This window comes from Actinomycetospora aeridis, assembly GCF_037400275.1.
Lineage (GTDB): Bacteria > Actinomycetota > Actinomycetes > Mycobacteriales > Pseudonocardiaceae > Actinomycetospora > Actinomycetospora aeridis.
Genome location: NZ_JBBEGL010000007.1, coordinates 151,336 through 175,643 on the forward strand (window position 1 = coordinate 151,336; position 24,308 = coordinate 175,643).

Annotated in this window: 25 protein-coding genes; 16 read left to right on the forward strand and 9 right to left on the reverse strand. The window is 74.9% G+C overall.

Translation table 11 applies throughout. The features are described 5' to 3' along the window. Positions 1 to 21: 21 nt before the first annotated feature. The 4 genes from WCD41_RS24300 to WCD41_RS24315 all read left to right on the forward strand — a co-directional run bounded on the left by WCD41_RS24300 (position 22) and on the right by WCD41_RS24315 (position 3,921). Positions 22 to 894 carry an SDR family NAD(P)-dependent oxidoreductase gene (locus WCD41_RS24300; RefSeq protein ID WP_337717338.1) on the forward strand — a complete coding sequence of 291 codons (873 nt, stop codon included), beginning with the start codon at positions 22 to 24 and terminating at the stop codon, positions 892 to 894. A gap of 23 nt (positions 895 to 917) precedes the next feature. After that, complete coding sequence (locus tag WCD41_RS24305) at positions 918 to 1,613, forward strand: hypothetical protein (protein ID WP_337717340.1); 696 nt, start codon at positions 918 to 920, stop codon at positions 1,611 to 1,613. Between the two features lie 66 nt (positions 1,614 to 1,679). After that, the gene (locus WCD41_RS24310; RefSeq protein WP_337717342.1) at positions 1,680 to 2,942 is read left to right on the forward strand and encodes an MFS transporter; all 1,263 of its coding nucleotides are present in this window, start codon (positions 1,680 to 1,682) and stop codon (positions 2,940 to 2,942) included. A 10-nt stretch (positions 2,943 to 2,952) separates the two neighbouring features. After that, positions 2,953 to 3,921: a zinc-binding dehydrogenase gene (locus tag WCD41_RS24315; protein ID WP_337717344.1), complete on the forward strand. Its 969-nt coding sequence runs from the start codon at positions 2,953 to 2,955 to the stop codon at positions 3,919 to 3,921. On the opposite strand, the gene WCD41_RS24320 is transcribed toward WCD41_RS24315, so the two are convergent. Next, positions 3,911 to 5,194 (reverse strand): alpha-amylase family glycosyl hydrolase, encoded by a 1,284-nt coding sequence (locus WCD41_RS24320; protein WP_337717345.1) that lies wholly within the window; start codon positions 5,192 to 5,194, stop codon positions 3,911 to 3,913. The two genes, WCD41_RS24315 and WCD41_RS24320, sit on opposite strands and share 11 nt — an antisense overlap. Before the next feature lie 11 nt (positions 5,195 to 5,205). On the opposite strand from WCD41_RS24320, the gene WCD41_RS24325 reads away from it, so the two are divergent. Next, complete coding sequence (locus WCD41_RS24325; RefSeq protein WP_337717347.1) at positions 5,206 to 6,183, forward strand: alpha/beta hydrolase; 978 nt, start codon at positions 5,206 to 5,208, stop codon at positions 6,181 to 6,183. Between the two features lie 105 nt (positions 6,184 to 6,288). Here WCD41_RS24325 and WCD41_RS24330 read toward each other — a convergent pair whose 3' ends face one another. Then, positions 6,289 to 7,218, reverse strand: coding sequence for a LysR family transcriptional regulator (locus tag WCD41_RS24330; protein ID WP_337717349.1), 930 nt, complete (start codon positions 7,216 to 7,218; stop codon positions 6,289 to 6,291). Positions 7,219 to 7,284: 66 nt separating this feature from the next. On the opposite strand from WCD41_RS24330, the gene WCD41_RS24335 reads away from it, so the two are divergent. Beyond that, positions 7,285 to 9,636, forward strand: coding sequence for a sulfatase family protein (locus WCD41_RS24335; protein WP_337717351.1), 2,352 nt, complete (start codon positions 7,285 to 7,287; stop codon positions 9,634 to 9,636). A 1-nt stretch (position 9,637) separates the two neighbouring features. Here WCD41_RS24335 and WCD41_RS24340 read toward each other — a convergent pair whose 3' ends face one another. Genes WCD41_RS24340 through WCD41_RS24355 form a run of 4 tightly spaced genes read right to left on the reverse strand, consistent with a single transcriptional unit; the run spans position 9,638 to position 13,087 of the window. Then, complete coding sequence (locus WCD41_RS24340; RefSeq protein ID WP_337717353.1) at positions 9,638 to 10,486, reverse strand: formylglycine-generating enzyme family protein; 849 nt, start codon at positions 10,484 to 10,486, stop codon at positions 9,638 to 9,640. Then, on the reverse strand, positions 10,483 to 11,250 hold the full coding sequence (locus WCD41_RS24345) for an SGNH/GDSL hydrolase family protein (protein WP_337717355.1): 768 nt from the start codon (positions 11,248 to 11,250) through the stop codon (positions 10,483 to 10,485). Before WCD41_RS24345 ends, WCD41_RS24340 begins: the two co-directional genes overlap by 4 nt. Before the next feature lie 9 nt (positions 11,251 to 11,259). Continuing rightward, a complete protein-coding gene (locus WCD41_RS24350; RefSeq protein WP_337717357.1) occupies positions 11,260 to 12,072 on the reverse strand; it encodes a sulfite exporter TauE/SafE family protein in 813 nt (270 codons plus the stop codon). A gap of 16 nt (positions 12,073 to 12,088) precedes the next feature. After that, entirely contained in the window at positions 12,089 to 13,087 is a 999-nt protein-coding gene (locus tag WCD41_RS24355; RefSeq protein WP_337717359.1) for a carbon-nitrogen hydrolase family protein, read from the reverse strand. 148 nt (positions 13,088 to 13,235) lie between these two features. On the opposite strand from WCD41_RS24355, the gene WCD41_RS24360 reads away from it, so the two are divergent. The 5 genes from WCD41_RS24360 to WCD41_RS24380 all read left to right on the forward strand — a co-directional run bounded on the left by WCD41_RS24360 (position 13,236) and on the right by WCD41_RS24380 (position 17,238). Beyond that, positions 13,236 to 14,297, forward strand: coding sequence for a methylenetetrahydrofolate reductase C-terminal domain-containing protein (locus WCD41_RS24360; RefSeq protein ID WP_337717360.1), 1,062 nt, complete (start codon positions 13,236 to 13,238; stop codon positions 14,295 to 14,297). Beyond that, a complete protein-coding gene (locus tag WCD41_RS24365) occupies positions 14,294 to 15,094 on the forward strand; it encodes a methyltransferase domain-containing protein (protein WP_337717361.1) in 801 nt (266 codons plus the stop codon). Before WCD41_RS24360 ends, WCD41_RS24365 begins: the two co-directional genes overlap by 4 nt. A 95-nt stretch (positions 15,095 to 15,189) precedes the next feature. Beyond that, entirely contained in the window at positions 15,190 to 15,513 is a 324-nt protein-coding gene (locus tag WCD41_RS24370) for a putative quinol monooxygenase (protein ID WP_337717363.1), read from the forward strand. Between the two features lie 138 nt (positions 15,514 to 15,651). Beyond that, positions 15,652 to 16,404 (forward strand): GAF and ANTAR domain-containing protein, encoded by a 753-nt coding sequence (locus tag WCD41_RS24375; RefSeq protein ID WP_337717365.1) that lies wholly within the window; start codon positions 15,652 to 15,654, stop codon positions 16,402 to 16,404. 81 nt (positions 16,405 to 16,485) lie between these two features. After that, the gene (locus tag WCD41_RS24380; RefSeq protein ID WP_337717367.1) at positions 16,486 to 17,238 is read left to right on the forward strand and encodes a GAF and ANTAR domain-containing protein; all 753 of its coding nucleotides are present in this window, start codon (positions 16,486 to 16,488) and stop codon (positions 17,236 to 17,238) included. A gap of 9 nt (positions 17,239 to 17,247) precedes the next feature. On the opposite strand, the gene WCD41_RS24385 is transcribed toward WCD41_RS24380, so the two are convergent. Next, positions 17,248 to 18,081: an SAM-dependent methyltransferase gene (locus WCD41_RS24385; RefSeq protein ID WP_337717369.1), complete on the reverse strand. Its 834-nt coding sequence runs from the start codon at positions 18,079 to 18,081 to the stop codon at positions 17,248 to 17,250. A 123-nt stretch (positions 18,082 to 18,204) separates the two neighbouring features. On the opposite strand from WCD41_RS24385, the gene WCD41_RS24390 reads away from it, so the two are divergent. Together WCD41_RS24390 and WCD41_RS24395 are read left to right on the forward strand one after the other, a co-directional pair. Further along, positions 18,205 to 19,266 (forward strand): hypothetical protein, encoded by a 1,062-nt coding sequence (locus WCD41_RS24390; protein WP_337717371.1) that lies wholly within the window; start codon positions 18,205 to 18,207, stop codon positions 19,264 to 19,266. A gap of 4 nt (positions 19,267 to 19,270) precedes the next feature. Then, positions 19,271 to 19,849 (forward strand): Clp protease N-terminal domain-containing protein, encoded by a 579-nt coding sequence (locus WCD41_RS24395; RefSeq protein ID WP_337717373.1) that lies wholly within the window; start codon positions 19,271 to 19,273, stop codon positions 19,847 to 19,849. A 13-nt stretch (positions 19,850 to 19,862) separates the two neighbouring features. Here the strand turns inward: WCD41_RS24395 and WCD41_RS24400 are convergent, their stop codons facing one another. Together WCD41_RS24400 and WCD41_RS24405 are read right to left on the reverse strand one after the other, a co-directional pair. Then, complete coding sequence (locus WCD41_RS24400; RefSeq protein WP_337717374.1) at positions 19,863 to 20,168, reverse strand: putative quinol monooxygenase; 306 nt, start codon at positions 20,166 to 20,168, stop codon at positions 19,863 to 19,865. Then, a complete protein-coding gene (locus WCD41_RS24405; RefSeq protein WP_337717376.1) occupies positions 20,165 to 21,628 on the reverse strand; it encodes an FAD-dependent oxidoreductase in 1,464 nt (487 codons plus the stop codon). The genes WCD41_RS24400 and WCD41_RS24405 overlap by 4 nt, the downstream gene beginning before the upstream one ends. An 85-nt stretch (positions 21,629 to 21,713) precedes the next feature. Between WCD41_RS24405 and WCD41_RS24410 the strand changes: the two genes are divergently transcribed. The 3 genes from WCD41_RS24410 to WCD41_RS24420 all read left to right on the forward strand — a co-directional run bounded on the left by WCD41_RS24410 (position 21,714) and on the right by WCD41_RS24420 (position 24,304). Continuing rightward, positions 21,714 to 22,277, forward strand: coding sequence for a TetR/AcrR family transcriptional regulator (locus tag WCD41_RS24410; protein WP_337717378.1), 564 nt, complete (start codon positions 21,714 to 21,716; stop codon positions 22,275 to 22,277). A gap of 20 nt (positions 22,278 to 22,297) precedes the next feature. Beyond that, positions 22,298 to 23,275: an alpha/beta fold hydrolase gene (locus WCD41_RS24415; RefSeq protein ID WP_337717379.1), complete on the forward strand. Its 978-nt coding sequence runs from the start codon at positions 22,298 to 22,300 to the stop codon at positions 23,273 to 23,275. Between the two features lie 72 nt (positions 23,276 to 23,347). Beyond that, entirely contained in the window at positions 23,348 to 24,304 is a 957-nt protein-coding gene (locus WCD41_RS24420) for a helix-turn-helix transcriptional regulator (RefSeq protein WP_337717381.1), read from the forward strand. Positions 24,305 to 24,308 lie beyond the last annotated feature (4 nt).

Sequence of the window (24,308 nt, forward strand, 5' to 3'; positions counted from 1 at the left end):
CGTGCCGGTACGGTCGCCGCCATGCGCATCCTCATCACCGGGGCCACCCGCGGTCTGGGCCTGGCCACCGCCCGCTCCCTCGCCCGTCGCGGCGCCGACGTGGTCGTCAGCGGGCGCGATCCCGCCGCCGTCACCCGGGTCGCCGAGGAGATCGGCGGCACGCCCGTCGTCCTCGACCTCGCCCGCCCGGAGCACGTCCGCGAGGTGGCCGCGGACCTGCCGCCGCTCGACGCCGTCGTGGCCAACGCCGGCGTCCAGTTCAGCGGGCCGACGCCGACGTTCACCGCCGAGGGCGTCGAGGAGACCCTCGCGATCAACGTCCTCGGCCACGTCGTCCTGCTCGACGCCCTCATGGCGGGCCCGCTCCCGCCGTCCCTGGTCGTCCTCCTGGGCTCGGGCACCCACGTGCCGGGGCTGACGCCGATCATCCCGGACCCGGTGGAGGACCTCGACCTCGGCGCCCTCGCCCGCGGCGAGGTGGCGGGCGCGAGCGGCCCGCAGCGGTACAGCACGTCGAAGCTCCACACGACCGCACTCACCGGCGCCTACGCCCGGGCCTACCCCGCCACGCACTGGACCTGCTACGACCCCGGACTCATGCCCGACACGGGTCTCGCCCGCTCCCGGCCCGCGTGGCAGCAAGGTGCCCTCCGGGTGCTCGGGGCCCCGCTCGTGGCGCTGGCGCCGTTCGCCGTCTCGGCCGACCGGTCGGGCGCGACCCTCGCGAGCCTCGTGCTCAACCCGTCGGGTCCGTCCGGCGGCGTCCTCGACTACCGCCGAGGCTTCGGCGACCGGTCCGCGCGCGCCGCCGACCCGGCCTACCAGGACGGACTGCTCGCCGCGGCCCGCGCGCTGCTCGCCGCTCCGGCCGTGGGCAACCGTTCGACGGGCTGAATCGCCGGAACCCCCGTACCGTGATGGCGGTCACGGTCGGGGGTGGTCAGCACATGGTGTCGACGTCCGACGCACCGGTGCGTCCCGACCGCCTGTTCGACCTGGTCACGGGCTTCCCGCCGGAGGACGCGATCGACCTCGTCGTGCCGGTCCCGCTCTCGCTCGCGATCTACATGACGATGCTCGAGTCGACGGGCCACGCCGGCGACGTCGCGGCGCTCCGGAAGCTGCACCAGAACGAGGCGTCGACCACCGCGCAGGCGGTCCAGGCGACCGTCGGGTTCGTCGACGGGCCCGACGGCCCGGAGCCGGCGCGACTGGCGCTCGCCCACGTCATCGAGGAGCGCGTCCCCCGCGTCAACGGCGTGCGCCCGCACCTGCACGTCTACATCGGCGCGACCGCCGTCGCCCTCTCCGACGGGCGGCGGGCCCCGCTCGACCTGGACCTCCTGCGGTCCCGCGCCGACGAGGTCCTCTTCCCCGACCACCGCGACCGCCTCGCCGCGGCCTCGGCGGAGCAGCTCGGTCTGGCGTGGGGCACGGCGGCGACCGGCGCGCTGGAGCTCCTCGAACCGGCCTGGCTCGCCGACCGGGCCGCCCAGCTGCTCCGTGACGACGAGCCGTTCTGTCCCGGCCCGTTCGGCCGGCGGCGGATCGTGGCCGGGGAGCACCACCTGCGCCGCGTCGGCGCGGAGCTGCGGGCCAACTCGCCGTCATGACGCGAGCGCCGGTTCATCCACGGCGGATGAGGCGCCCACGGCCCCCGGCGGGTGAGGGTGCGGTCCGTGTCCGCCGTCGATGACCTCACCGAACTCGTCGAGCGCGCCGGCGCGGCCGAGCGCGAGGCCCTGGCCTCGAAGTGGAAGGACCGCGACGACGTCGAGCGCCTCCGGCGCCACGTTCGGCGGGTTCTCGACGACGAGCGGGCCGCGGAGCGCCGGGAGCCCCTCGGTCACGGGGGCGACGAGCGGCGGCTGCGGGTGCGCTCGGCGCTGCTCTCCCACGACGACACGGCCGGCGACGACACGGGGGGCGACACGGGAACGCCGGTCACCCACGCCGCGGCCGCGCGCGCCGAGGCGGACGCCGCGGACGCCGTCACCGTCGCCCGCCTGGCCCTGGTCGAGGCCCACCTGGCCGTGCTCGACGCCCGCCTCGCCCGCCTCGACGCCGGGGAGTCCGCACCGGGAGCGGCGGAGGTCGACGGCCACGCCGTGCTGTCCGGGCGCACCGCGGTCGGGCGCCACGGGCCCGCCCTCGCCCACGGCCTGCGCGGCGAGATCGCCTACATGCTCACCCGGAGGCCGCGGACCCTGCTCAAGAGCCTCGCCGTCAGCCTGGCGCTCGGGCTGCTCTACCTCGGCGTCATCCGCCTGTTCCAGTGGGACCGGATGGCGCAGTACCTGCCCTACCTCGGGCTCTGGACCGTCTCGGTGGTCATGGGCGGTGCGGTGTGCCTCAACGCGATGAGCTTCGACGGCATGCGCGTACGCGCGGCCCTCGAGAGCGGGTCCCGGCTGTGGCACCTCCTGATCACCAAGAACCTGGCGCTGGTCTGCCTGGTGGCGCCCATCGGGTTCCTGATCAGCGCGCTCCTCGCCTGGCGGGCCGGCAGCTGGGAGGCGTTCCTCCGGGCCTGCGCGCTGATGATCTCGTTCATCGTGCTCTGGCTGGGGGTCGGCAACATCGCCTCGGTGATCGTGCCGATCCGCGACGAGCCCATCTGGCACCGGCGCAGGGACGGCACGCTCAAGCAGTTCGCGATCGTCTTCGCGGTGTCCTACGTGCTCGGCTACGTCGTCAACCTCATGCTGATCGTCCGCATCTTCGCCGCGCAGGAGTGGGCGGAGCGCTCCGGCATCATCATCCTGCCGGCGATCTTCGTCGTGCTCAGCAGCATCACGATGTGGGTGCTGCTCACGATCGTCGCCGTGGCGCTCTCGCAGCAGCCGAAGATCCGCCGCGGGCTGATGGCAGAGCTCGCGAAGGACACGGGCGACACGGGCGACACGGGCGACACGGAACGGCGCGTCCCGCAGACGACGTAGCGTGGCCGCCGTGCGCCGCGTCCTGTGCCGCGAGTTCGGCCCGACCGACCGTCTCGAGCTCGTCGAGGAGCCCGACCCCTCCCCCGGACCGGGGCAGGTCGTCGTGGCCGTCGAGGCGGCGGGGGCGAGCTTCGTCGACGCGCTGATCGTGCGCGGTGGCTACCAGCTGCGCCCCGAGCTGCCGTTCACGCCCGGGACGGCGGTGGCCGGGCGGGTCGTCGGCGTCGGCGAGGGCGTCGACGGGCGTGTGCGGGGCTGCCGGGTGGCGGCGCTGATGATGGGGTTCGGCGCGTACGCCTCGCACGTGGTGGTGCCCGCCGAGGAGGTCGCGCCGCTGTCCGAGGACGTCGACGCCGCCGTCGCGGCCACGGCGCTCGAGAGCTACAGCACGCTGCTGTTCGCGACCACCCACCGGCTGCCGATCACGGCGGGCGAGCGCGTCGTCGTGCTCGGCGCCGGCGGTGGGATCGGGCTGGCGGCGGTGGACGTGGCCCGCGGCCTCGGCGCGCGGGTCCTGGCCGTGGCGTCGACCGAGGAGAAGCGGAACGCGGCGGTGACCGCGGGCGCGGAGGACGCCGTCGGCTATGACGCGCTCAAGGACGCGATCCGCGCCGGCACCGACGGGGGCGCGGACGTGGTGATCGACCCGGTCGGGGGCGACGCCGCCGAGCAGGCCCTGCGCGCGCTGCGCCCGCTCGGCCGCTACGCCGTGCTCGGGTTCACCAGCGGCGAGATCCCGCGGCTGCCCGCCAACCGCGTGCTGCTCGCCAACCGCACCGTCGTCGGCGTCGACTGGGGCGACTGGGCCCGCGCCGACCCGCGGGCGGCGACCGCGCTCGCGGCGGACCTGCTCGCCCGCGTCGACCGGGGCGAGCTGCACCCGCCCGCTCCGGCCCGGCGCCCGCTGGAGGAGGCCGGCGCGGCGCTCGGGCGCTACGCCGAGCGCGCCGTCACCGGGAAGATCGCGCTCATCCCCTGAGGATGCGCCACCCCTGGGGCGGCACCAGGAGCGCGTCGTGCCCGTCGTCGGACGCGGCGAGGATCTCGCCGTGCGGCAGGTCGGGGAACCGCTGCGGCGCGTCGTCGGTCGAGAGCAGGACGAGGATCGCGTCGTCGGGACCGGTGGACCGCAGCGCCAGGGCCGTGTTGGTGAGGTGCTCGACGCGCGTGCGGGCGTGGGTGAGCCAGGGGTGGCGGCGGCGCAGGCCGACGAGGCGCTGGTGCAGCTCGCGGGTGGGCGCGCCGAAGGGGGCGAGGCCGGTGGGGTCGTCGGGGAACGGGGGCCGGACGGCGTCGTCGCCGAACTCGTGCTCCTCCTTGACGCCGGTGAAGGCCTGCTCGTCGCCCGCGTAGATCGTCGGGATCCCGCCGACGCCCAGCAGGACCGCGAGCGCGTGCCCGAGGTGGTCGGGGTGCTCGAGCCTGCTCGCGATGCGCGTGACGTCGTGGTTGCCGAGGAAGGTCAGCGGGGCGAAGGTGTCGAGCATCGCCGAGTGCCGCTCGACGGCGTGCGCGAGCTCGTAGAAGTTGCGGTCGTTGAGCGCGCTCCAGATCGCCTTCCAGAGCTCGTACTGGGTCACCGAGTCCAGGCCGGCGTCGGTGACGAACGCGGCGTAGTCGCCGTGGATGACCTCGCCGACGAACCAGGCGTCGGGGAACTCGCTGCGCACGCCCGGCAGGACGGCGCGCCAGAACGCGTGCGGCACCTGGTAGGCCGCGTCGAGCCGCCAGCCGTCCGCGCCGCGGCCCAGCCAGTGGCGCAGGACCTCCCCGACGTGCTCCTGCACCGCCGGCGCGTCGTGGTCCAGCGCGACGAGCAGGTCGTGGCCCTCGAAGACCGCGGGCCCGTCCCCGTCCCAGCGGAACCACGCCCGGGCGTCAGGGTCGCCCTGCTCGGCACGGCGGAAGACCTCGAAGTCCCGGCCGACGTGGTTGAACACGCCGTCGAGCAGCACCCGGATGCCGCGGGTGTGGCAGGCGTCCACCAGCGCGCCGAAGTCCGCGTCGTCGCCGAGGCGCGGGTCGATGCGGAAGTAGTCGGTCGTGTCGTAGCCGTGGGAGCCCGACGCGAACACCGGACCCAGCGCCAGGCCCGAGCAGCCGAGCTCGAGGAGGTAGTCGAGCCAGTGCTCCAGGCGCCCGAGCCGGTGGCGCGGGGCCTCGCCGGGGGGCAGCGCCTCGCGCTCGGCGCCGGCGAAGCCCAAGGGGTAGACCTGCCACCAGATGGCGTGATCGGCCCACGTCGCACTCATGAGGGAGCAGCATGCAGGTTCGTCGCGACATGATCGACCCGGAGCTGCGTCGGCGTGGCGCGCTGCTGGGCCGCGTGCTCGCCGCGCGGTCCGAGGAGCAGCTGCGCCGCGGGATGTCGGTCCCCGGCGCCGTCGACACGTGGTTGCGCGCCCGCGTCCCCCGCGGCCTGACGCGCACCGAGGAGCACGTCACCCGCCCGGACGGGTCGACGCTGCGCCTGTTCGTCTACCGGTCGACGGGCCCGCGGACGGGCGACGCCCCGGGCCTGCTGTGGATCCACGGCGGCGGCTACGCGAGCGGCGCGCCCGAGTACGAGGCGGCCGGCCTCCGGCCCCTGATCAGCGGGAGCGGGGCGGTCGTCGTCAGCCCGGCCTACCGGCTGAGCACCGAGGCGCCCTACCCGGCCGCGCTCGACGACTGCTACGCCGCCCTGCGCTGGCTGCGCGACCACGCCGAGCGGCTCGGTGTGCGGTCCGACCGGATCGCGGTGGCGGGCGCCAGCGCGGGCGGCGGGCTGACGGCGGCGACGACGCTCTACGCCCGCGACCGGGGGAAGGTCGCCGTCGCGTTCCAGATGCCGATCTACCCGATGATCGACGACCGTGGCGACACCGCGTCGACCCGCGACAACGACGCCCCGGTCTGGGACGCCGTCACCAACCGCTCGGCCTGGCGGATGTACCTCGGCGACCTCGCCGGCACCGCCGACGTCCCCGCCTACGCCGCCCCGGCCCGCGCGACGGACTTCTCCGGGCTCCCGCCGACCCTGACCTACGTCGGCGACATCGAGGCGTTCCGCGACGAGACCGTGGCCTACGTGGAGAACCTGCGCGCCGCGGGCGTCCCGGTGGAGTTCCGCGAGTTCCCGGGCGCCTACCACGGCTTCGACGCCATCGTGCCCAAGGCGGCGGTCAGCGTCGCCGCGCGGGCGTTCCGCGACCAGTGGTTCGGCTACGCCGTGCGCACCTACTCCGCGCCGCAGCCCTGAGCGGGGCCGGCGCCCGGAGCGCCCCGCCGACGCCCGGCGTGTCGCGCAGCGAGACTGTGGCGATCCTGGCGTGACACGCCAGGAAAGCCGCATCGCTCGCACGACTCAGGCCGCATCGACCGGGCCCAGGCCCTGGGCGGCGGCGGCGCGGGTGAAGGCGTCGATCACCGCGCGGACGGTCGGGCGGTCCTCGGCGTGCGGGAGGTGCGCGACGACGATCGCGCGGCGCAGGGGCCGCTCGAACGGCACGATCCGGATGCCCTCCGCCGGGGTGAACACGCGCCCGAGGTCGCTCGCGAGCGTGACGCCGAGGCCGACGGCGACCATGGCCAGCGCGGTCGCGAGCCCGTCGACGCGGTGGCGCACGAGCGGGTCGAAGCCGGCGCGGCGGCAGGCGGTGCGCACGGCGCGGCCGTAGTAGGTCCGGGGCCCGGAGATGATCCAGTGCTCGTGGGCGAGCGCGGCGAGGTCGACGCCCGGCGCGTACGGGGCGTCGGCCGGGCAGGCGAGGTGGATGCGGTCGAGGCCGAGGGGCACGACGGTGAGGTCGCCCGCCCACGGCTCGGGGGCGTCGGGGTAGTCGAGCAGGAGCGCGAGGTCGAGCTGCCCGTGGCGCAGGTCGGTGACGGCGTCCTCGGTGTCGACCTCGAAGCTGTCGAGCGTGATCCCCGGGTGGTGGGCGTGGAGGTCGGCGATGACCGCGGGCAGCAGGGACGCGGCGGCCGCGGCGAACACGCCGACCTCGAGGCGCGCCGAGAGCGTGTGCCGGGCCTCCTCGACCGCGGCGCACGCCCGCCGTTCGGCGGCGAGCAGGATGTCGGCGTGCTCCGTGAGGACCCTCCCCACCTCGGTCAGCCGGACGCCCCGTCCGCGGCGCTCGAGCACCGGGGCGCCGACCTCGGCGCCGAGGGCCTCGAGCTGCTGCGAGACCGCCGAGGGCGAGTAGTGCAGGGACGCGGCGGCGGCGTTGACGCCACCGCGCCGGGCGACCTCGCGCAGGGTCCGCAGGCGCCGCAGCGACAGCTCCATGCACATGAGCTGAACATCTCCGTGCACGAACGTCCAGTGGACACGAATGATCCCCCGACGGAAGCTGAGGCCGTGAGCATCCCCAACGATCGCCGTGTCCTGCCCGAGCCCGAGGCGCGTCCGGACGTGGTGACGGCGCTCGGGATCGACGAGCAGCGGGGCGCGTTCGAGCCGGTGCGCCCGACCGCGCCGCCGGCGGGCGCCCCGAACGTCGTGCTCGTGGTGCTCGACGACCTCGGCTTCGGCAGCTCCAGCGCGTTCGGCGGCCCGTGCCGGATGCCGACCGCGGACCGTCTCGCCGCCGACGGCCTGCGCTACACCCGCTTCCACGTCACCGCGCTGTGCTCGCCGACCCGCCAGTCGCTGATGACCGGGCGCAACCACCACTCGGTCGGCATGGGCGCCACCACCGAGATGGCGACCTCGGCCCCGGGCTACACCGGCTTCCGCCCGCGCAGCGCCGCGACGCTCGCCCGCACGCTGCAGGGCAACGGCTACAGCACCGCGGCGTTCGGCAAGTGGCACCAGACCCCGCCCGCGGAGATCAGCCCGGTCGGCCCGTTCGACCGCTGGCCCACCGGCGAGGGCTTCGACCACTTCTACGGCTTCATGGCCTGCGAGATGAACCACTGGTACCCCCTGCTCTACGAGGGCACCACGCCGGTCGAGCCCACCCGCGGGCCGGAGGACGGCTACCACCTCTCCGAGGACCTGGTCGACCGCGCCGTCGACTGGGTGCACACCCAGCGCTCGCTGACGCCCGACCGCCCGTTCTTCACCTACCTCGCCTTCGGCGCCGCCCACGCGCCGTTGCACGTCGCGCCGGGCTGGCAGGAGCGCTACCGGGGCGAGTTCGACGGCGGGTGGGACCGGCTGCGCGAGGCGACGCTCGCGCGGCAGAAGGCCCTGGGGGTGGTGCCGGAGGCCACCGAGCTCTCCCCGTGGCCCGACGGCGTGCCGCACTGGGACGACCTCGACGACGACCGCCGGCGCCTCGGCGCCCGCTTCATGGAGACGTTCGCCGGGTTCACCGAGCACGCCGACGCCCAGCTCGGCCGGTTCGTCGCGGAGCTCGAGGAGCTCGGCGAGCTGGAGAACACGCTGTTCGTCTACCTGCTCGGCGACAACGGCGCCTCGGGCGAGGGCGGGATCGAGGGCACCCACGTCGAGCACCGGCTCGGGCACGGGCTCGTCGACGACCCCGCGGACATGATCGCCCACCTCGACGAGATCGGCGGGCCGGCGAGCTACCCGATCGCGCCCGTCGGCTGGGCGCTCGCGATGAACACGCCCTACCAGTGGACCAAGCAGGTGGCCTCGCACTTCGGCGGCACCCGCGACGGGCTCGTCGTGCACTGGCCCCGCGGCATCACCGACGGCGGCGGCCTGCGCCACCAGTTCCACCACGTCATCGACGTGCTCCCGACGATCCTCGACTGTGCGGGCATCGCCGCGCCGGGCACCGTCGACGGCGTCGCGCAGCAGCCGATCGAGGGCACGAGCATGCGCTACACGTTCGCCGACCCCGGCGCGGCCGACCGCCGGCGCACCCAGTACTTCGAGATGTGCGGCAACCGCGGCATCTACCACGAGGGATGGACCGCCGTGACGCGTCACGGCATCCCCTGGGAGATGGTGCCGTCACGGCGCGGGGCCTTCCGGGCGGACGTCTGGGAGCTCTACGACACGAACCGCGACCCGAGCCAGGCGCACGACGTCGCCGCCGAGCACCCCGAGACCCTCGCGCGGCTGCGCGAGCTGTTCCTCGTCGAGGCGGCGAAGTACCGGGTGTTCCCCCTCGACGACCGGGTCACCGAGCGCGAGAACCCGCGGCTCGCGGGCCGCCTCGACCTCGTCGGCGACCGCCCGTCGGTCACCTTCCGCGGCGCGACGCGGCGGCTGATCGAGGAGACCACCCCGAACGTCAAGAACCGCTCGCACGCGGTGGTCGCCGACGTCGACGTGCCCGAGGGCGGCGGTGCGGGCGTGCTCGTGGCCCAGGGCGGCCGGTTCGGCGGCTGGGCGCTCTACGTGCTCGGCGGGCGCGCCTGCTACGTCTACAACTACTTCGGGAAGCAGCGGCACACGGTGCGCGCCGACCACGTGCTGCGCGCCGGGCGCCACGAGGTGCGCGTCGACGTCGCGTACGACGGCGGCGGCGTCGGCCGGGGCGCCACGGCGACGTTGCGGGTCGACGACCTCGAGGTCGGGTCGGTGCGCATCGACGCGACGATCCCGTACTACTTCTCGTTCGACGAGACCTTCGACGTCGGCGTCGACCTCGGCACCCCCGTCACCGACGACTACGCGACGGGCGCGAACGCCTTCACCGGGCGGGTCCGCTCGGTGCGCGTCGACCTCACCGCCGCGACCCCGGAGCGCGACCCCGAGGGCATGCGACGCCGGGTCATGGCGTCGCACTGACTCACGGACCGGCGGGCCCGGCACATCGGAAGCCCAGGTTTCCCGAGCTCGACTCCGGGGTGTTCGACGTGCGCGCCGCGACGCGGTAGCGGTTGCAGTACGAGTCGTGGCACAGGTACGAGCCGCCGCGCATGACCCGCGCCTCGCCCTCGTCGGGGCCGGCCGGGTCGTGCTCCGGGGAGCGGGCGTACCAGTCGGCGGCGAACCGGTCGGCGCACCACTCCCAGACGTTGCCGACGGCCTGCCAGAGCCCGAGCCCGTTGGGGCGGTAGGTCTTCACGGGCGCCGTGGTCAGGTAGCCGTCCTCCCGGGTGTTCTCGGTCGGGAAGCGGCCCTGCCAGATGTTCAGCGGCCACTTCCTGCCGATCTCGTCCCCCCACGGGAACCGCGCCCCCTCGAGCCCGCCGCGGGCCGCGTACTCCCACTCCGCCTCGGTGGGCAGCCGCTTGCCCGCCCACGCGCAGTACGCGGTGGCGTCGTGCCACGACACGTGGACGACGGGGTGGTTCGCCCGGTCGCCGATCCCCGACCCCGGACCCTCGGGGTGCCGCCACGACGCCCCGCGCACGGCGAGCCACCACGGCGCGCCGTCGACGCTGGTCAGCACGTCGGACCGGTCGCCGACGAACGCCAGGTGGAACACCGCCGACGATTCCCAGCGCTCGGCGTCGGTGACGTACCCGGTGTCCTTGACGAAGCGCGCGAAGGACGCGTTGGTCACCGTGGTGGCGTCCATCGCGAACGCCGAGACGGTGACGCGGTGCACCGGGCGCTCGCCGTCGCCGGGGTCGCCGTCGCCGTGGTGGTCGCCCATCGCGAAGGTGCCGGCGGGCAGGAGGACCTGGCTCACCGGGCGTGCGTCTCCTGCGGCGGCACCGACACCCACGCCACGTGCTTGCCGTCACGCCCGTCGCCCGAGGAGTGGCCGCGCAGCCGCCGCGCCACCCACGGGACGACGTGCTCGCGGTAGTACCGCAGCTCGGCGAGCGGGTGGCGCGCCGGCCCGTCGGCGACGGGGTCGATCGGCGCCGGGTCCTCACCCAGCGCGTCCAGGATCAGCCCGGCGACGCGCCGGTGCCCGGCGGGGCCGAGGTGCAGGCGGTCGGCGGACCAGTACCCGGGGCGGTGGCGGATCTCGGCGTCGTGGAAGACGTCGACGAAGTCCGTCCCGTACCGCGCGGCGAGCTCGGCGACCCCCGCGGTGAGCGCCTCGCCGCGCCGGCGCACGACGCCGCCGAGCGGGAGCCGCGCGGACGGGTCCGCCCCCGCGATGAGCACGACCCGCACCCCGGCGTCGCGGCAGCGCCGGACCGCCTGCTCGGTGAGCCCGACCAGGTCGGCGACCTGGATGTGCCGGCGCAGCATGTCGTTGCCGCCCCCGTTGAGGGTCAGCAGCGTCGGCGGCGGGTCGAGAGCGAGGGCGGCATCGAGCTGGTCGGTGACGATCGGCGCGAGCAGGCGGCCCCGCACCGCGAGGTTCGCGTACCCGACGGGCTCGCCCCGCGTCCGTGCCAGACCGGCCGCCACGAGGTCGGCCCAGCCACGGGTGGAGCCGTCCGGCTGCTCGTCGCCCACGCCCTCGGTGAAGCTGTCCCCGATCGCCGCGAAGTGCACCCGACCGTTCTACGTGCCCCGCCGTCGACGGGCCAGCGCGACGATCTCCCGCACGGCCATCAGCAGCGCGAACGTGCCGAACACCAGCCCGAGCACCTCGGTGTCGAGGGCGAGCCCGAGCAGGGCGCCGGCGACGACGCCGGGCACGGAGGCGAGCCCGAGCAGCCAGCCCCACCGCGTGGACGCCGTGCCCTGCCTCACGTGCACCCAGGAGCCCACCAGCGAGTTCGGGATGAACATCAGCAGCGACGTCCCGGCCGCGACGTGCAGCTCGACCCCGAACAGCAGCACCATCGCCGGCACCGCGAGCAGCCCGCCGCCCAGGCCCATCGCCCCCGACCACGCGCCGACCACGACCCCGACACCGACCGCGGTCGGCAGGAGGAACCACGGGTCGGCGAGCAGGCCCGGCGACACGAGCGCGTGCGTGAACAGCGGCGGGCCGACGGCGTCGATCCCGAACTTGACCGCGGTGAGCACCAGGATCGCGATCAGCAGGACGCGCAGCACGGTCTCGCGGGTCCGCGCGAGCAGCCACGGCCCGAGGAACCCGCCGAGCGTCCCGCCGATCATCATGGGGACGCCGACGCGCAGGTCGATCGCCCCGCCGCCGACGGCGTAGGCGGCGACACCGGCCACGCAGAGCCCGATCTGGGCGATCGTGGACGTGCCGTGCACCCGAGCGCGGCTCATCCCGGTGAAGCGGTCCAGCGCCGGGACGTACAGCACCCCGGCGCCGCCGCCGATCAGGCCGCCGACGACCCCGCCGACCGCCCCGATCGTCGCGATCCCCGCGGTCGAGCCCCGTTCCCGTGACGCCACGGGGAGGGAATCTGCCCTACTCGGCCGGAGCGAGCCGGTCGGCGTCGACGAACCCGGGCATCGGCGTCTCGCGCTCGACCACCACTGGTGTCGGCGCGCGGTTGATGAGCAGGCGCATCACGTCCGGGCGCGAGTAGTGGCCGACGGGGTCGGCGGCCGACTTGGCGATCGCGATCATCGAGAAGTCGAGGTCGGCGACGACCAGGCCCTCCTCGGTCTCGGGCAGGTTCTCCCCCAGCGGGCTGCCCTCGGGGCCGAAGATGCGCGCGAAGCCGCCGCCCTGCAGCAGGAGCTGGCGCTTCACCTCGGTGTCGCACCACAGGTCGTGGCCGGCCTGCCCCACCACCGCGCAGGGCGCGACGACGAAGGTCTGGCCCTCGACGGCGTAGACGAGGCTGGCGGCGTTGTTGACCTCCGGCCCGAGGGCCTGCGCGGCGCCCCGGTACACCGAGAAGCTGGGCCAGGCGCCGACGTGGATCTGCTCGCCGAGCGAGTACATCGCGTACTTCGTGAGCGGCTGGAAGTGCTCCCAGCAGTTCAGCGCCCCGACCCGCCCGAGCGCCGTGTCGTGGACCTGGATGTCGCTGCCGTCGCCCTCGCCGAACACGGAGCGCTCGACGTGGGTCGGCTTGAGCTTGCGGCGGACGCTCACGACCTCGCCGGTGTCGGACAGGAAGGCCTGCGACATGTAGAGGCTGCCGCCCGCGCGCTCGCTGAACCCGAACACGACGTGGATGCGGTGCTCGGCGGCCGCGGCCGCGAGCCGGCGCATCTCCTGGCCGTCGCGCGTCATCGAGTTCTCGGCGTAGCGGGGCACGAACGCCATGCCCGCCGCCGGGGAGTCCAGCCAGATCCACCACGGGTAGCCGGGGATGAACGTCTCCGGGAACGCGACCAGCTGCGCGCCGCGGGCCGCCGCGTCGGCGATGTAGCCGATCATGTGCTCGACCCCGGCGTCCAGGTCCAGCCAGCGCGGTTCGGCCTGCACCGCCGCCGCACGCACCACGTGGGCCATCTCGGTCCTCCCAGTCCTCGTCTCCCGACCTCCGCGGTGAGCGTGGCCGAGGAACGCCGCGCCCGACTGACGCCGCGTGCCACCGGCACTCGCACCCCGTGCCAGGTGTGCCGTTTGATCGGGACGCCGGATCGGGAAACGCGCGGCGGTGAACCACGACAGCTCCACCACCGCGGGCTGCCCCAAGCACATGGTGTTCGGCCCGTGCGGCGGGGTCCGCGCCGACGGCGCCTGCGAGCTCGACGCCGCGCTGCCCTGCCCGTGGGTCGGCGACGACGGGACCGAGCCGGTGCCGGTGCGCCCCTGGCCCGGCGCGTCCGTGGGCCTGCGGGAAGGGCTGGAAGGCGGCCTCTCGGCGGCCGGCCTGCTCGCCCGGGCGCAGCGGGCGCCGGTGGTGCTCACCGACCTGAGCGTGCCGTCGTTCGACCGCGAGGCCCTGCGCTCCGCCACCGAGATCATCGCCCCGGTCTCGGACGCCGTGCTCTCCGGTGACATCCACCACCAGCCCACGTTCCCCCCGACCTACATGGCCGCGGAGCTCCGGGCCGTCGGCGCCCACCCGTGGATGACGCTGACGTGCCGCGACCGCAACCGCGTCGTGCTCGAGCAGGAGCTCGCCGGCCTCGCCGCCCTCGGCGTCGAGGGGGTGCTGTGCGTGACCGGCGACATCCGGGGTCCCGACGTGCGCCCCGACGCCACCCAGGTCTTCGACCTCGACGCGACGCGCCTGTGCCACCTCGCCGCGACCGCGGGCCTCGCCGCGACGGTGGCGATCACCCCGTCGGCGCCGCCCCGCGACGCGCGGTTGCGCGTGCTCGCCGGGAAGCAGCGGGCGGGCGCCACGCTGGCGATCTCCAACCACGTTGCCGACCCCGCCGAGCTCGACGCGTTCCTGCGCGACGGCCGCGAGCACGGCGCCGACCTGCCGGTGCTCGGCGCGGTCGCCGTGTTCACCGACGAGGCCGCGGCGGACTCGCTGCTGGCGTTCCCGGGGCTGGCGATGGACCCGGCGCGCGTCGCCGCGGTGCTCGAGTCCCCCGACCCCGTCGCCGCCGGCATCGACGCCGCGGTGGCCGAGGCCGAGGCGCTGCTCGCGGTGCCCGGCGTCGTCGGGGTCAACCTGTCCGGGCGGGCCTCCTCGGCCGGCCATCTCGAGGCGGCCGAGGTCCAGGCCGAGATCGCCCGACGCGTGCGGAAGGTCGTGCGGTGAGCAGCTCCGACACCAGCCAGGACGTCACACCCATGGAGGCGGAGTTCGACACGGTCGCCGCGTGGACCGAGCAGGCCGTCGCCGAGCTCGGCCGCGGCTACGCGATCCCCGCGGCCTGCCGCGGCAGCGGGTCCCCGCCCGAGCTGGCGTGGCTGGCCGAGGGCCTCGGGCTGGAGGACGACGCGCCGTTCCTCGACGCGGGTGCCGGGCTCGGCGGACCGGCGGCGTGGCTGCGCGGCTACCTCCACGACCGCTGGGACGGAACGCCCCTGCTCGCCGAGCCGATGACGCACGCCGCCGCCGCGTCCCGGCGGCTCTTCGACCTGCCCGCCGTGGCCGCGTGGTCGCAGCACCTCCCCCTGCCCGACGGGTCCATGGCGGCGGCGTGGCTGCTGGGGGTGCTGTGCACGACGTCGGACAAGCGGGAGGTGCTCGCCGAGGTCCACCGCGTCCTGCGCCCGGGCGGCCGGCTCGGGCTGCTGGTGCTCGTGGCCGACCGTGAGCTCATCGAGAGCCCGGAGGGCAACGACTTCCCGACCCGCTCCTCGCTGCACGCCGACCTCGCCGCCACCGGTTTCCGCGTCGACGACCAGGTGGACGGCGCCGACCTGCCCGGTGCCCCCGAGGACTGGGTCGCGCGCGCCGACGCCGTCGACGAGATCGTGCGCCGCGACCACTCCGACCACCCCGAGTGGCGTCAGGCCCACGCGCAGGAGGACGTGCTGGGCCGGGTCATGGAGCGCGGCGACGTCGTCACGGTGCTGCTGCACGCCACCGCGGTAGCCGACGGCGGCTGACGGGCTTTCTGCACGCCCCCCGCCGATCTTGACCGCGGTCGGCCGGGCTCACGACGATGACGGCGCCGACGCCACCGTCTTCGAGGAGCGCCCCCGTGATCGTCATCAACATCGTGATCCCCATCCGCCCCGAGAAGACCGACGAGTGGCTCGCGCTCGCCGACTCCTACGCGAAGGACGTCAACGGCGAGGAGGGCTGCCTGCACTTCATCTTCTCGCGCAGCCTCACCGACGAGAACTCCTACGTGTGCATCGAGGGCTTCCGGGACGCCGACGCCGGGGCCGTCCACGTGCAGCAGCCGTACGTGAAGAACTTCTTCGACCGCATGCCCGACCTCGTCTCGGCGCAGCCGCAGATCCTGTACATCGACACGCCGCACGACGGTTTCGGGCCGATGGGGGAGATCCAGCCCCGCTGACCACGGGGAGCAGTCGGCCCGTCGCCTTGAGACACTACGCGAGCTGCTTGTACGCTCCTGGCGGGTCAACCAGCCGCCCTCGACCGTTGGCATGCCGTGATCGATCGACGGCGCTGGACCTCGAAGGGCGCTGCTCCCATGACCACCGACGGCCTGCGAGCCCGGGAGAACGATCTCGTCGTCGCGCTGCGCGCCGCCTCGCAGGACCTCATCGCCAAGCGCAGCATCCGTGACCGGGACGTGCTGCTCACGCAGCTGGTGGCGTCGGCGGTGACGCTGGTGCCGCCGGCCGTCGGTGGTGGTCTCTCCCGCACCGAGGACCGCGCGGTGCGCTCCAGCCACGCCACGACGAATGCCATCGAGGAGCTGGACCGGCTCCAGAACACCCTCGACGAGGGCCCGTGCATCGAGGCCGCCGACCACCCGCCCGAGAACGGCGTGATGCTCACCCGCGACCTCGCCGGGGTGGACGCGGGCCGGTGGCCGCGGTTCGCGCCGCGTGCCGTCGAAGCGGGCTTCCGGTCGATGCTGTCGGTGTCGCTCACCGGGCCGCCGAACGGGCGCCGCGCCGCGCTCAACCTCTACTCCGACACCCCCGACGCGTTCGACGAGACGGCCATCGTCACCGCCGGCCTGTTCGCCAACCAGGCCGCCGCGCTGGTCTACGGCGCCGACCACGCCCACGACCTGAGCGTCGCCCTCGCGAGCCGCGACGTCATCGGCCAGGCCAAGGGCATCCTCATCGAGCGGTTCTCCGTCGACGCCGACGAGGCGTTCGCGATGCTCGTGCGCTCCTCGCAGGACACGAACATGAAGCTGTTCGACGTGGCGCGGTGGCTCGTCGACGAGACCGAGCAGCAACGGAAGGGGCGAGGACAACCCGTCGCGTGACGAGTAGACATCGAGCGCAGCGCTTGTACCGTGGACGACGGGTCGGTCCGACGGCCGACCCCCCCGTCCGAGGGACCTCCCATGATCGACCCCGCCCACAAGCAGCTCGTCAAGTCGCTGCGCTCCGCCGCCGAGCAGCTCACCGAGAACCGCAGCATCCGTGACCTCGAGACGACGGTGTCCAAGCTGGTGCACGCCGCGGTGGACACCGTCCCCGGCGCCGTCGGCGGCGGCATCTCCCGCACCGAGCAGGGCACGGTCCGCTCCAGTCACGCCACCGACGACGTGATCTACGAGCTCGACCAGCTCCAGTCCGAGCTCGGTGAGGGTCCCTGCATCACCGCCGCCGACGACCCGCCCGCCGCCGGCGTCGTGCTGGCGCAGGACCTGGCCCGCGCCGACGGCGACCGGTGGCCGCGGTTCGCGCCCCGCTGCGTGGCCACCGGCTTCCGCTCGATCATGTCGGTCCAGCTCTCCCTGCACGGGCGGCGCCGCTCGGCGCTGAACCTCTACAGCCACGAGGCGGGCGTCTACGACGGGAGCGCCGAGCTGACCGCCGGCCTGTTCGCCGTGCAGGCCGCGACCCTGCTGCACGGCGCGGACCACGCCGCCGACCTCGGGCAGGCGGTGGCGAGCCGTGATGTCATCGGGCAGGCCAAGGGCATCCTCATGGAGCGCTTCACGGTCGACGACGACGAGGCGTTCCAGATGCTGGTCGACGCCTCGCAGGACACCAACGTCAAGCTCGTCGAGGTCGCCCGGTTCCTCACCGCCGAGGCCCGCGACCGGCGGATCGGGTCCGGCCCCCGCCGCCCGGACCAGCGGGACCGGTGATCCGGCCCGTCAGGGCTTGCGGCCGACCCCGCCCGCGATGCAGCGCTGCACGGGATCGAGGGGCTTGAGCAGCGGGCCGTCCGGCCACCACCGCGCGCACACGACGAGGCCCGGCTCGACCATCTCGAGGCCGGGGAACAGTCCCTGGATCTCGGCCCGCGTGCGGAACACGCCGCTGCCCATCGGGCTGTGGACGAACACGTCCTCCATGCGCCGGGCGAGGACGCTGTCGTCGTCCTCGGGGTCGTAGAAGTGGGCGAGCACGACGTACGAGCCGGACGGCAGCGCATCGACGTAGGTCGCCATGATGTCCTGCGGGGACCGTGCCGGGTCGGCGTAGTGGTGCAGCGTGCCGTTCTGGATCAGCACGATCGGCCGGGAGAAATCGAGGAACCGCCGGATCGACGGGTCGCCGAGGACGCTCTCCGGGTCGAAGATGTCCGCCGCGCTGAACATCGTGAACTCGTTGTCCTCGAGCAGGGCCCGCCCGTGCGCGATCACCGACGGGTCGTTGTCGACGTACACGACGCGGGACTCGGGGCGCAGCCGCTGCACCACCTGGTGGGTGTTCTCCGCGGTCGGGAGCCCGGAGCCGAGGTCGAGGAACTGCGTGACGTCGGTCTGGGTGGCGAGGAACCGCAGGGCCCGGATGAGGAAGGCGCGGTTGTCGACAGCCAGCAGCGGCACCTCGGGCGCGACCTTGCGGACCTGCTCGATCGTCAGCCGGTCGGCCTCGTAGTGGTCCTTGCCGCCCAGCGCGTAGTCGTAGACGCGGGCGATGCTCGCCACGCTGGTGTCGACGTTCGCCGGCGCGCGGCCGTCACCGGTCTTCGAGACGGTCATGCAGTTCCCCCAGCAGCGCGTGTCGTGGTCCGCTCAACCATATCGGGCACGAAGATCGACTACTGGGTCCCGCCACCACGGAGAGCCTTCCCGCCGCCGACGCCGACCGGGACGATGCGTCGGATGTGGTCCTCCCGGTCGCGGCGCCGCCTCCTCGCGGTCGTGCTGGGGCTCGGGCTCGTGGTGGAGGCCGCCCACCAAGTCCGCACGGGCGGCACCCACACCTCGGACCTGCCGATCGTCGACGACTGGCTGCACAGCGCGCTGATCCTCGCCTCCGCGGCGTGCTGCGCCTGGGGCGTGCGCGCCCGGCCGCCGGGGGGACCGGCCCGCGCGGCGTGGTGGTGCTTCGCTGCGGCGCTCGCGGTGTTCGCGCTCGCGGAGATCACCTGGAGCGTCCTCTACTCCGGCGGCGGCGACGTCCCGACGCCCAACCCCACCGACCCCCTCTACCTCGCCACCTACCCGCTGTTCATGGCCGGGCTCGTGTGCATGGTGCGCGCCCGGGTGGTCGACGTCCCCTGGCACCGCTGGCTCGACGGCTTCGTGCTGGTGCTCATCGTGGCGACGCCGGGCGTCCTCGTCGTGATCGTGCCGGTGCTCGCGGCCGCCCCGATCGACCCGCTCGGGCAGATCATCACCGTCGCCTATCCCCTCGGCGACGTGCTGCTGTTCGGCGGCCTGCTCGGCACCCTGCCGCTGATCTCGTGGCGGCTGGTCGGGAGCTGGCCCTGGGTCGGCCTCGGGCTGCTCTGCCTCACCGTCGCCGACTCCGCCTACAGCCTCACGGCGGCCGACGTCGTCTCCCACGACGGGCCCTACGACTTCCTCTGGAGCGCGGGCGCGCTCGCGTTCGCCGTCGGCGCCTTCCGGCCGCCGGCGGGTGCCCGCCCGTCGCGCGAGATCACCGGCTGGCCCGCGATCGCGCTGCCCCTCGGGGCCCAGCTGGTCGCCCTCGCAACCCAGGTCTACGGCTGGTACCGCCCGCTCCCGCCCGCGGAGCGGCTGCTGACGATCGGGGTCCTCGCCGTCGGCATCGCCCAGATCATCGTGTCGCGGCCGCGTCCCGTGCGGGCCGAGATCACGGAGACCACGGAGATCTCCGAGACCACGGTGCAGTCCGAGACGGCGGTGATCACCGAGGGCGTGGGGCGTACCCCCGGCGGCCCGGGGCTGGCAGGCTGACCCCGTGCTGCCGGGGCCGGACGACGGGGCGCCCCGCGGGGGCGGTGCTGCCGGTGCTCCCGGGGCTCCCGGGGCTCCTGACGACCCCGACCTGACCACGTGGGCCCGCGGGCTCGGCGCGATCCAGGAGGCCGAACGGCTCGGCTCGGCGCGCCTGGGCACCGAGCACCTCCTGCTCGCGAGCCTGCTCGACCCGGTGACGCGGCGCCTGGCGCACGACGCCGGACTCGACTTCTCCGCCGTGCAGCGCCACCTCGGGCCACCTGTGCGGGTCGGCGTCGGCGCGGGGACGGGAGCCCTGCCGACCACCGAGCAGATGTACCGCAGCGACGGCGCGACCCGGGTCCTGTCCACCCTGCGCGACGGAGCGGCCGACGAACCGCGACTCACGGGCTGGGTGCGCCCCGACCGCAGCACCGACCCCCGCGGACGCAGCGTGCTGCGCCGGCGCCTGCTGGCCCTGCTCCTCGAGGACACCGCACCGGGCGCCGCGCGCACGGCGCTGGACCAGCTCGCCACCGGGTCCCGGGCGGCCTGGCTCGTCGAGCAGTTGAACGGCCCCGACGCGTGGGGCGAGCGCTGAGCGGGAGGCCCTCTCAGCCCGCGGCGCCGCGTTCCACCACCGTGGCGTTGGTGATCGCGGGTGGCGCGGCGAACAGCGTGCCGACCTGGGCGTACACGGCGTCCCGGCCCGAGCCGCCCGCGATGTGGGCCTCGAGGGCCGCCCGGTCGGCGAAGGTGTCGAACACGCCGTAGGTCTCGTCGTCGATGCGCACCACGAAGAAGCTGGTGGTGCCCGGCTCGGCGTCGAGGATCGCGCGGCTGCGCGCGAAGAACCGCTCCGCCTCGGCCTGCCGGCCGGGCAGGACGGTGATGGTGGCCCACACCGCGAGCTCGCTCATCGGGTCGTCCTCTCGTCGGGGGTGACGTCGGGGGTGAGGTCGTGGGCCGGGGTCGCGGCGGGGCCGCTCCACGCGGCGAGCGCACGACGCCGGCCGTCGTCGCCGTCGGCACTGCTCCCGGCCCAGGCCACGTAGCCGTCGGGGCGCACGAGCACGGCAGGCCCGGTGTCGCGGCGGTCGGTCTCGCGGATCACCAGGAACCCCCCGTGGCGCTGGCGGGCGGCGACCGTGCCCGTCGCGAGCGGGATCGTGGCGGCGTTGGTGCCGACCAGCGGATGGTCGCCGCGCCGGCGTCCGTAGCGCAGGCCGACGCCGGAGAAGCTGCCCGCGACGAGGTCGCCGAACGGGCGCCACGCCAGCAGCCGCCCGCTCACGGCGTTGCGCAGCGCCCGGGCCGGGCGGGGGTGCAGCGTGACCGCGCGCATCATCGCGCCGCTCTGCCGCAGCACGCGGCGGCCGATGGGGTGGCGCTCGGCGTGGTAGCTCTCGAGCACGGAGTCGTCGGCCCCGGCGAGCGCGGCGTCGAGCTTCCAGGCGAGGTTGGCCGCGTCCTGGATGCCGGTGTTCATGCCCTGTCCGCCCATCGGCGAGTGCACGTGGGCGGCGTCGCCGGCGAGGAACACGCGAGCGTGGCGGTAGCGGGTGACCTGGCGTTCCTCGCAGTGGAAGCGGGAGCGCCCGCTGATGTCGTGGGCGCCGACGGGGCGGCCCATCGCGCGGTCGAGCACTCCGGCGACGTCGTCGTCCTCGACCGGGGCGTCGTCCGGGAGCTGCCGGCGGCGGTCCCAGGTCATCGACCGGTACCGGCCGTCCCCGTAGGGGGCGAGGAACCCGAACACCTCCGGGGTCGTGCCGAGCGTGAGCCCTTCCGTGGCGGGTGGGTGCGCGAGGCGGACGTCGGCGAGCACCACCGACGACAGCACCTCGCGCCCGGGGAAGTCGGCGCCGAGCAGCCGCCGCACGGTGCTGTGGGCGCCGTCGGCGGCGACGACGTACGGCGCGCGCCAGCTCGTGTCGCCGGCCGTCGTGACCGTGACGCCGTCGGCGTCCTGGACGAGGCCGACCACCTCGCTGCCGCGGACCACCGTGACGCCCTCGGCCCGGGCACGCTGCTCGAGCAGCTCGTCGACGACGGTCTGCGGGGCCACGAGCACGTACGGGTGGGGCGAGTCGAGATCGCCGAGGCGGACCGCCGCGCCGGGCCAGAGGTTCACCCGCGGCACCGTCGTCCCGTGCTCGAGCAGGGCGTCGGTGACGCTGCGGCCGCCCGCGGGCCCGTCGGCCAGGCGGCTGTCGAGCACCTCGAGGGTGCGCGGCATGGTCGCGAACGCGCGGCTCCCGGGATGGCGCCGCGGCCACCGCTCGAGGAGCACGACCGACCGTCCCGCGCGGGCGAGGTCGCCCGCGACCGTCATCCCGGTCGGCCCGCCGCCCACCACCACGACCTCGGTCTCCCGCATCGAGCCTCCCTGGTCAACGCTTGTTGACTTGAGGCTAGGGCGGCCGGGGACATCAAGTCAACACGCGTGGACCTAGGATCGGCCCGTGCCGTCCCGACCCCGCGACGCGACCGCCACCCGCGGCGCGATCCTCGACGCCGGCCGGGCGCAGTTCGCTCGCGACGGCTTCGAGCGGGTGACCATCCGGTCGGTGGCGGCCGAGGCGGGCGTGGACCCGGCGATGGTCATGCGCTACTTCACCAACAAGGCCGGCCTGTTCACCGAGGCCGCGGCGCTGGAGCTCGTCCTGCCCGACCTGCGCGGGCTCGGCCCGGACGCGATCGCCGACGCGCTCGTCGACCGCTTCTTCGCGCTGTTCGAGGAGAGCCCGACGCTGCTGGTGCTCCTGCGGGCGGCCGCCACCAGCCCCGAGGCCGCCGAGCGCCTGCTCGGCGTCCTGCTCGAGCAGGCCGGCCCCGCCCTCGCGACGGCCGCGGTCGACCGTCCCGCCGAGCGTGCCGCGCTCGTCGGCTCGCAGATCCTCGGCTTCGCGTTCGTGCGCCTCGTGCTCGGCGCCCCCGCCCTCGCGGCGATGTCGCGCGAGGACGTCCGCGCCTGGGTCGGCCCGACGCTGGCCCGCTACCTCACCGACCCGGACCTCGGACCCTGACGAGCATCGAGGAGGCCAGGATGGGCGCCGTGCTGCGGTGGCTCCGGCGGATCGGGGTCGCCCTGGTGGTGCTCGTGGTCCTGCTCCTCGCGGCCTCCGGCGCCTACCTCGGCTGGGACCGTCTCGACCCCGTCCGGCTCGACGTCCCGGCGCCCGGGTTCACCGTCGACGCCGCCGGCGTGCGCACCCACGTCGAGCACTGGCCCGCCGCCCGGCCGTCGGGGCGCGCGCCCCTGGTGCTGGTGCACGGGTTCGCGGAGTCGACCTACGTCTGGTCGCGCGCGGCACCGCTGCTCGCGGCGGACCGCGACGTGTACGCCTACGACGTGCGCGGGTTCGGCTTCACCGACCGGGTCCCGCCCTACGACCTCGCCGCCGACACCGACCAGCTCGGCGGGGTCCTCGCCGCTCTGCACCTCGAGCGCCCGGTGGTCGTCGGCCACTCGTCCGGGGTGGCGATCGCGCTGTCGTGGGCGCTGCGCGCGCCGGCCTCGGTGCGCGGGGTCGTCGCGGCCAACGGCGACGGCACCCCGTACTTCGGTGCCGACCGCACGAACGCCGGGGGCGGCGCGCGGTGGGTGCTCGTCGACCCGGTCGCGCCGGCCGTCGTCACCGCCGTCGTGCGGCACCGCGCGCCGATCCGGTCGGTCGTCGCCGCGCAGTGCGGGCCGGGGTGCCCGGTCGACGACGCCGCGATCGACCGCTGGCGGGCGCCGTTCCTCGGCCCGGGCGCCGTGGACGCCCTGGTGGACGTGGTCCGGCAGCCGCTGATCGGACTCACCGACGCGCAGGAGGCCGCCGTCACCGTGCCCACCGCGATCCTCTACAGCAGCGAGGACGGCAGCTTCGGCCGGCCCGAGGCCCTCGCGACGGCCGCCCGCCTGCGCACCGGACTCGTGGCCGAGCTGCCCGGCGCGCGCCACCTCGCCCTGCTCGGCGAGCCGGAGCGCTTCACCGCGGCACTGCGCCCCGAGATCGACGCGCTCGATGGACACTGAACGATCACGAGGGTGCGATCAGTTCGCCCTGGTGGATACGGTGGTCGTTTCCTGATCACGAAAGGTCCTGGGATGGGAGCTCCGGCGACGCCCGTGGTGCGCAGTCGCGTGCACACGACGGACCCGGACGCCGCCGTCTCGCACCTGCAGGGCTTCACCCGCTTCCGCGCCGGCCCGATCGAGCGGCGCGGCTTCGCGTTGTCCCTCACGTCGGCGCTCGCCGCGGGACTCGGGGTCAGCCACCTCCGGCACGGGACGCGGATGGAGGCGCAGGCCGAGCCGACGCCCGCGCTGACCGCCGTCGAGCGTCGCGACGGGGAGCTGACCGTCGACGCCGGCGGCGGCGAGATCGACGTCGACCTGGTCCTCGCGCCGCACTGGTCGCGCTATGCGTCGCGCTGGGCCGGATACCTGCGGATGACCACCCTCGACCTCGCCGAGGTCGGTCGGGTCGGCGCCGAGGTGTCCGGCCTCGACCCCGAGGACGTCCGTTTCGACGCCGTGACCCCGCTCTCGGCGGCCCGCGCCCGGTACTGGGCCTCGCTCGTCGACCACGTCGAGCGCGACCTGCTCGCCCACGACGAGCTGATGGCCCTGCCGCTGCTGCGCCAGGAGGCCCGGCACCGGCTGATCGTCGGCGCCCTCGCCGTCTTCCCCAACAGCACCCTCGAGCACCACACGGACCGCGGCCGGGACACCGGCGAGCCGGCCACCATCCGCCGCGCCGTGGAGTTCATGGACGCCCACGCGGGCGAGGACATCACCGTCACCGACGTCGCCGACGCCGCCCGCATGGGCCCGCGCGGTCTGCAGGCGGCCTTCCGCCGGCACCGCGGGCAGACACCGCTCGACTACCTGCGCCGGGCGCGCATGGAGCACGCGCACCGCGAGCTGCGGGCAGCCGACCCCACCGGCGGGGACACCGTCGGTGACGTCGCCGCCCGGTGGGGGTTCACCAACGCCGGGCGGTTCTCGGTGGCCTACCGCCGGGCCTACGGGTGCTCGCCGGTGGAGACGCTGAGGCGCTGATCGC

Bases quoted from the DNA above. Each gene is read 5' to 3' on its own strand.
- WCD41_RS24300 (WP_337717338.1), top strand. From the start codon at position 22: ATGCGCATCCTCATCACCGGGGCCACCCGCGGTCTGGGCCTGGCCACC.
- WCD41_RS24305 (WP_337717340.1), top strand. From the start codon at position 918: ATGGCGGTCACGGTCGGGGGTGGTCAGCACATGGTGTCGACGTCCGAC.
- WCD41_RS24320 (WP_337717345.1), bottom strand. From the start codon at position 5,194: ATGAGTGCGACGTGGGCCGATCACGCCATCTGGTGGCAGGTCTACCCC.
- WCD41_RS24325 (WP_337717347.1), top strand. From the start codon at position 5,206: ATGCAGGTTCGTCGCGACATGATCGACCCGGAGCTGCGTCGGCGTGGC.
- WCD41_RS24330 (WP_337717349.1), bottom strand. From the start codon at position 7,218: ATGTGCATGGAGCTGTCGCTGCGGCGCCTGCGGACCCTGCGCGAGGTC.
- WCD41_RS24355 (WP_337717359.1), bottom strand. From the start codon at position 13,087: ATGGCCCACGTGGTGCGTGCGGCGGCGGTGCAGGCCGAACCGCGCTGG.
- WCD41_RS24375 (WP_337717365.1), top strand. From the start codon at position 15,652: ATGACCACCGACGGCCTGCGAGCCCGGGAGAACGATCTCGTCGTCGCG.
- WCD41_RS24380 (WP_337717367.1), top strand. From the start codon at position 16,486: ATGATCGACCCCGCCCACAAGCAGCTCGTCAAGTCGCTGCGCTCCGCC.
- WCD41_RS24385 (WP_337717369.1), bottom strand. From the start codon at position 18,081: ATGACCGTCTCGAAGACCGGTGACGGCCGCGCGCCGGCGAACGTCGAC.
- WCD41_RS24390 (WP_337717371.1), top strand. From the start codon at position 18,205: ATGTGGTCCTCCCGGTCGCGGCGCCGCCTCCTCGCGGTCGTGCTGGGG.
- WCD41_RS24400 (WP_337717374.1), bottom strand. From the start codon at position 20,168: ATGAGCGAGCTCGCGGTGTGGGCCACCATCACCGTCCTGCCCGGCCGG.
- WCD41_RS24405 (WP_337717376.1), bottom strand. From the start codon at position 21,628: ATGCGGGAGACCGAGGTCGTGGTGGTGGGCGGCGGGCCGACCGGGATG.
- WCD41_RS24415 (WP_337717379.1), top strand. From the start codon at position 22,298: ATGGGCGCCGTGCTGCGGTGGCTCCGGCGGATCGGGGTCGCCCTGGTG.
- WCD41_RS24420 (WP_337717381.1), top strand. From the start codon at position 23,348: ATGGGAGCTCCGGCGACGCCCGTGGTGCGCAGTCGCGTGCACACGACG.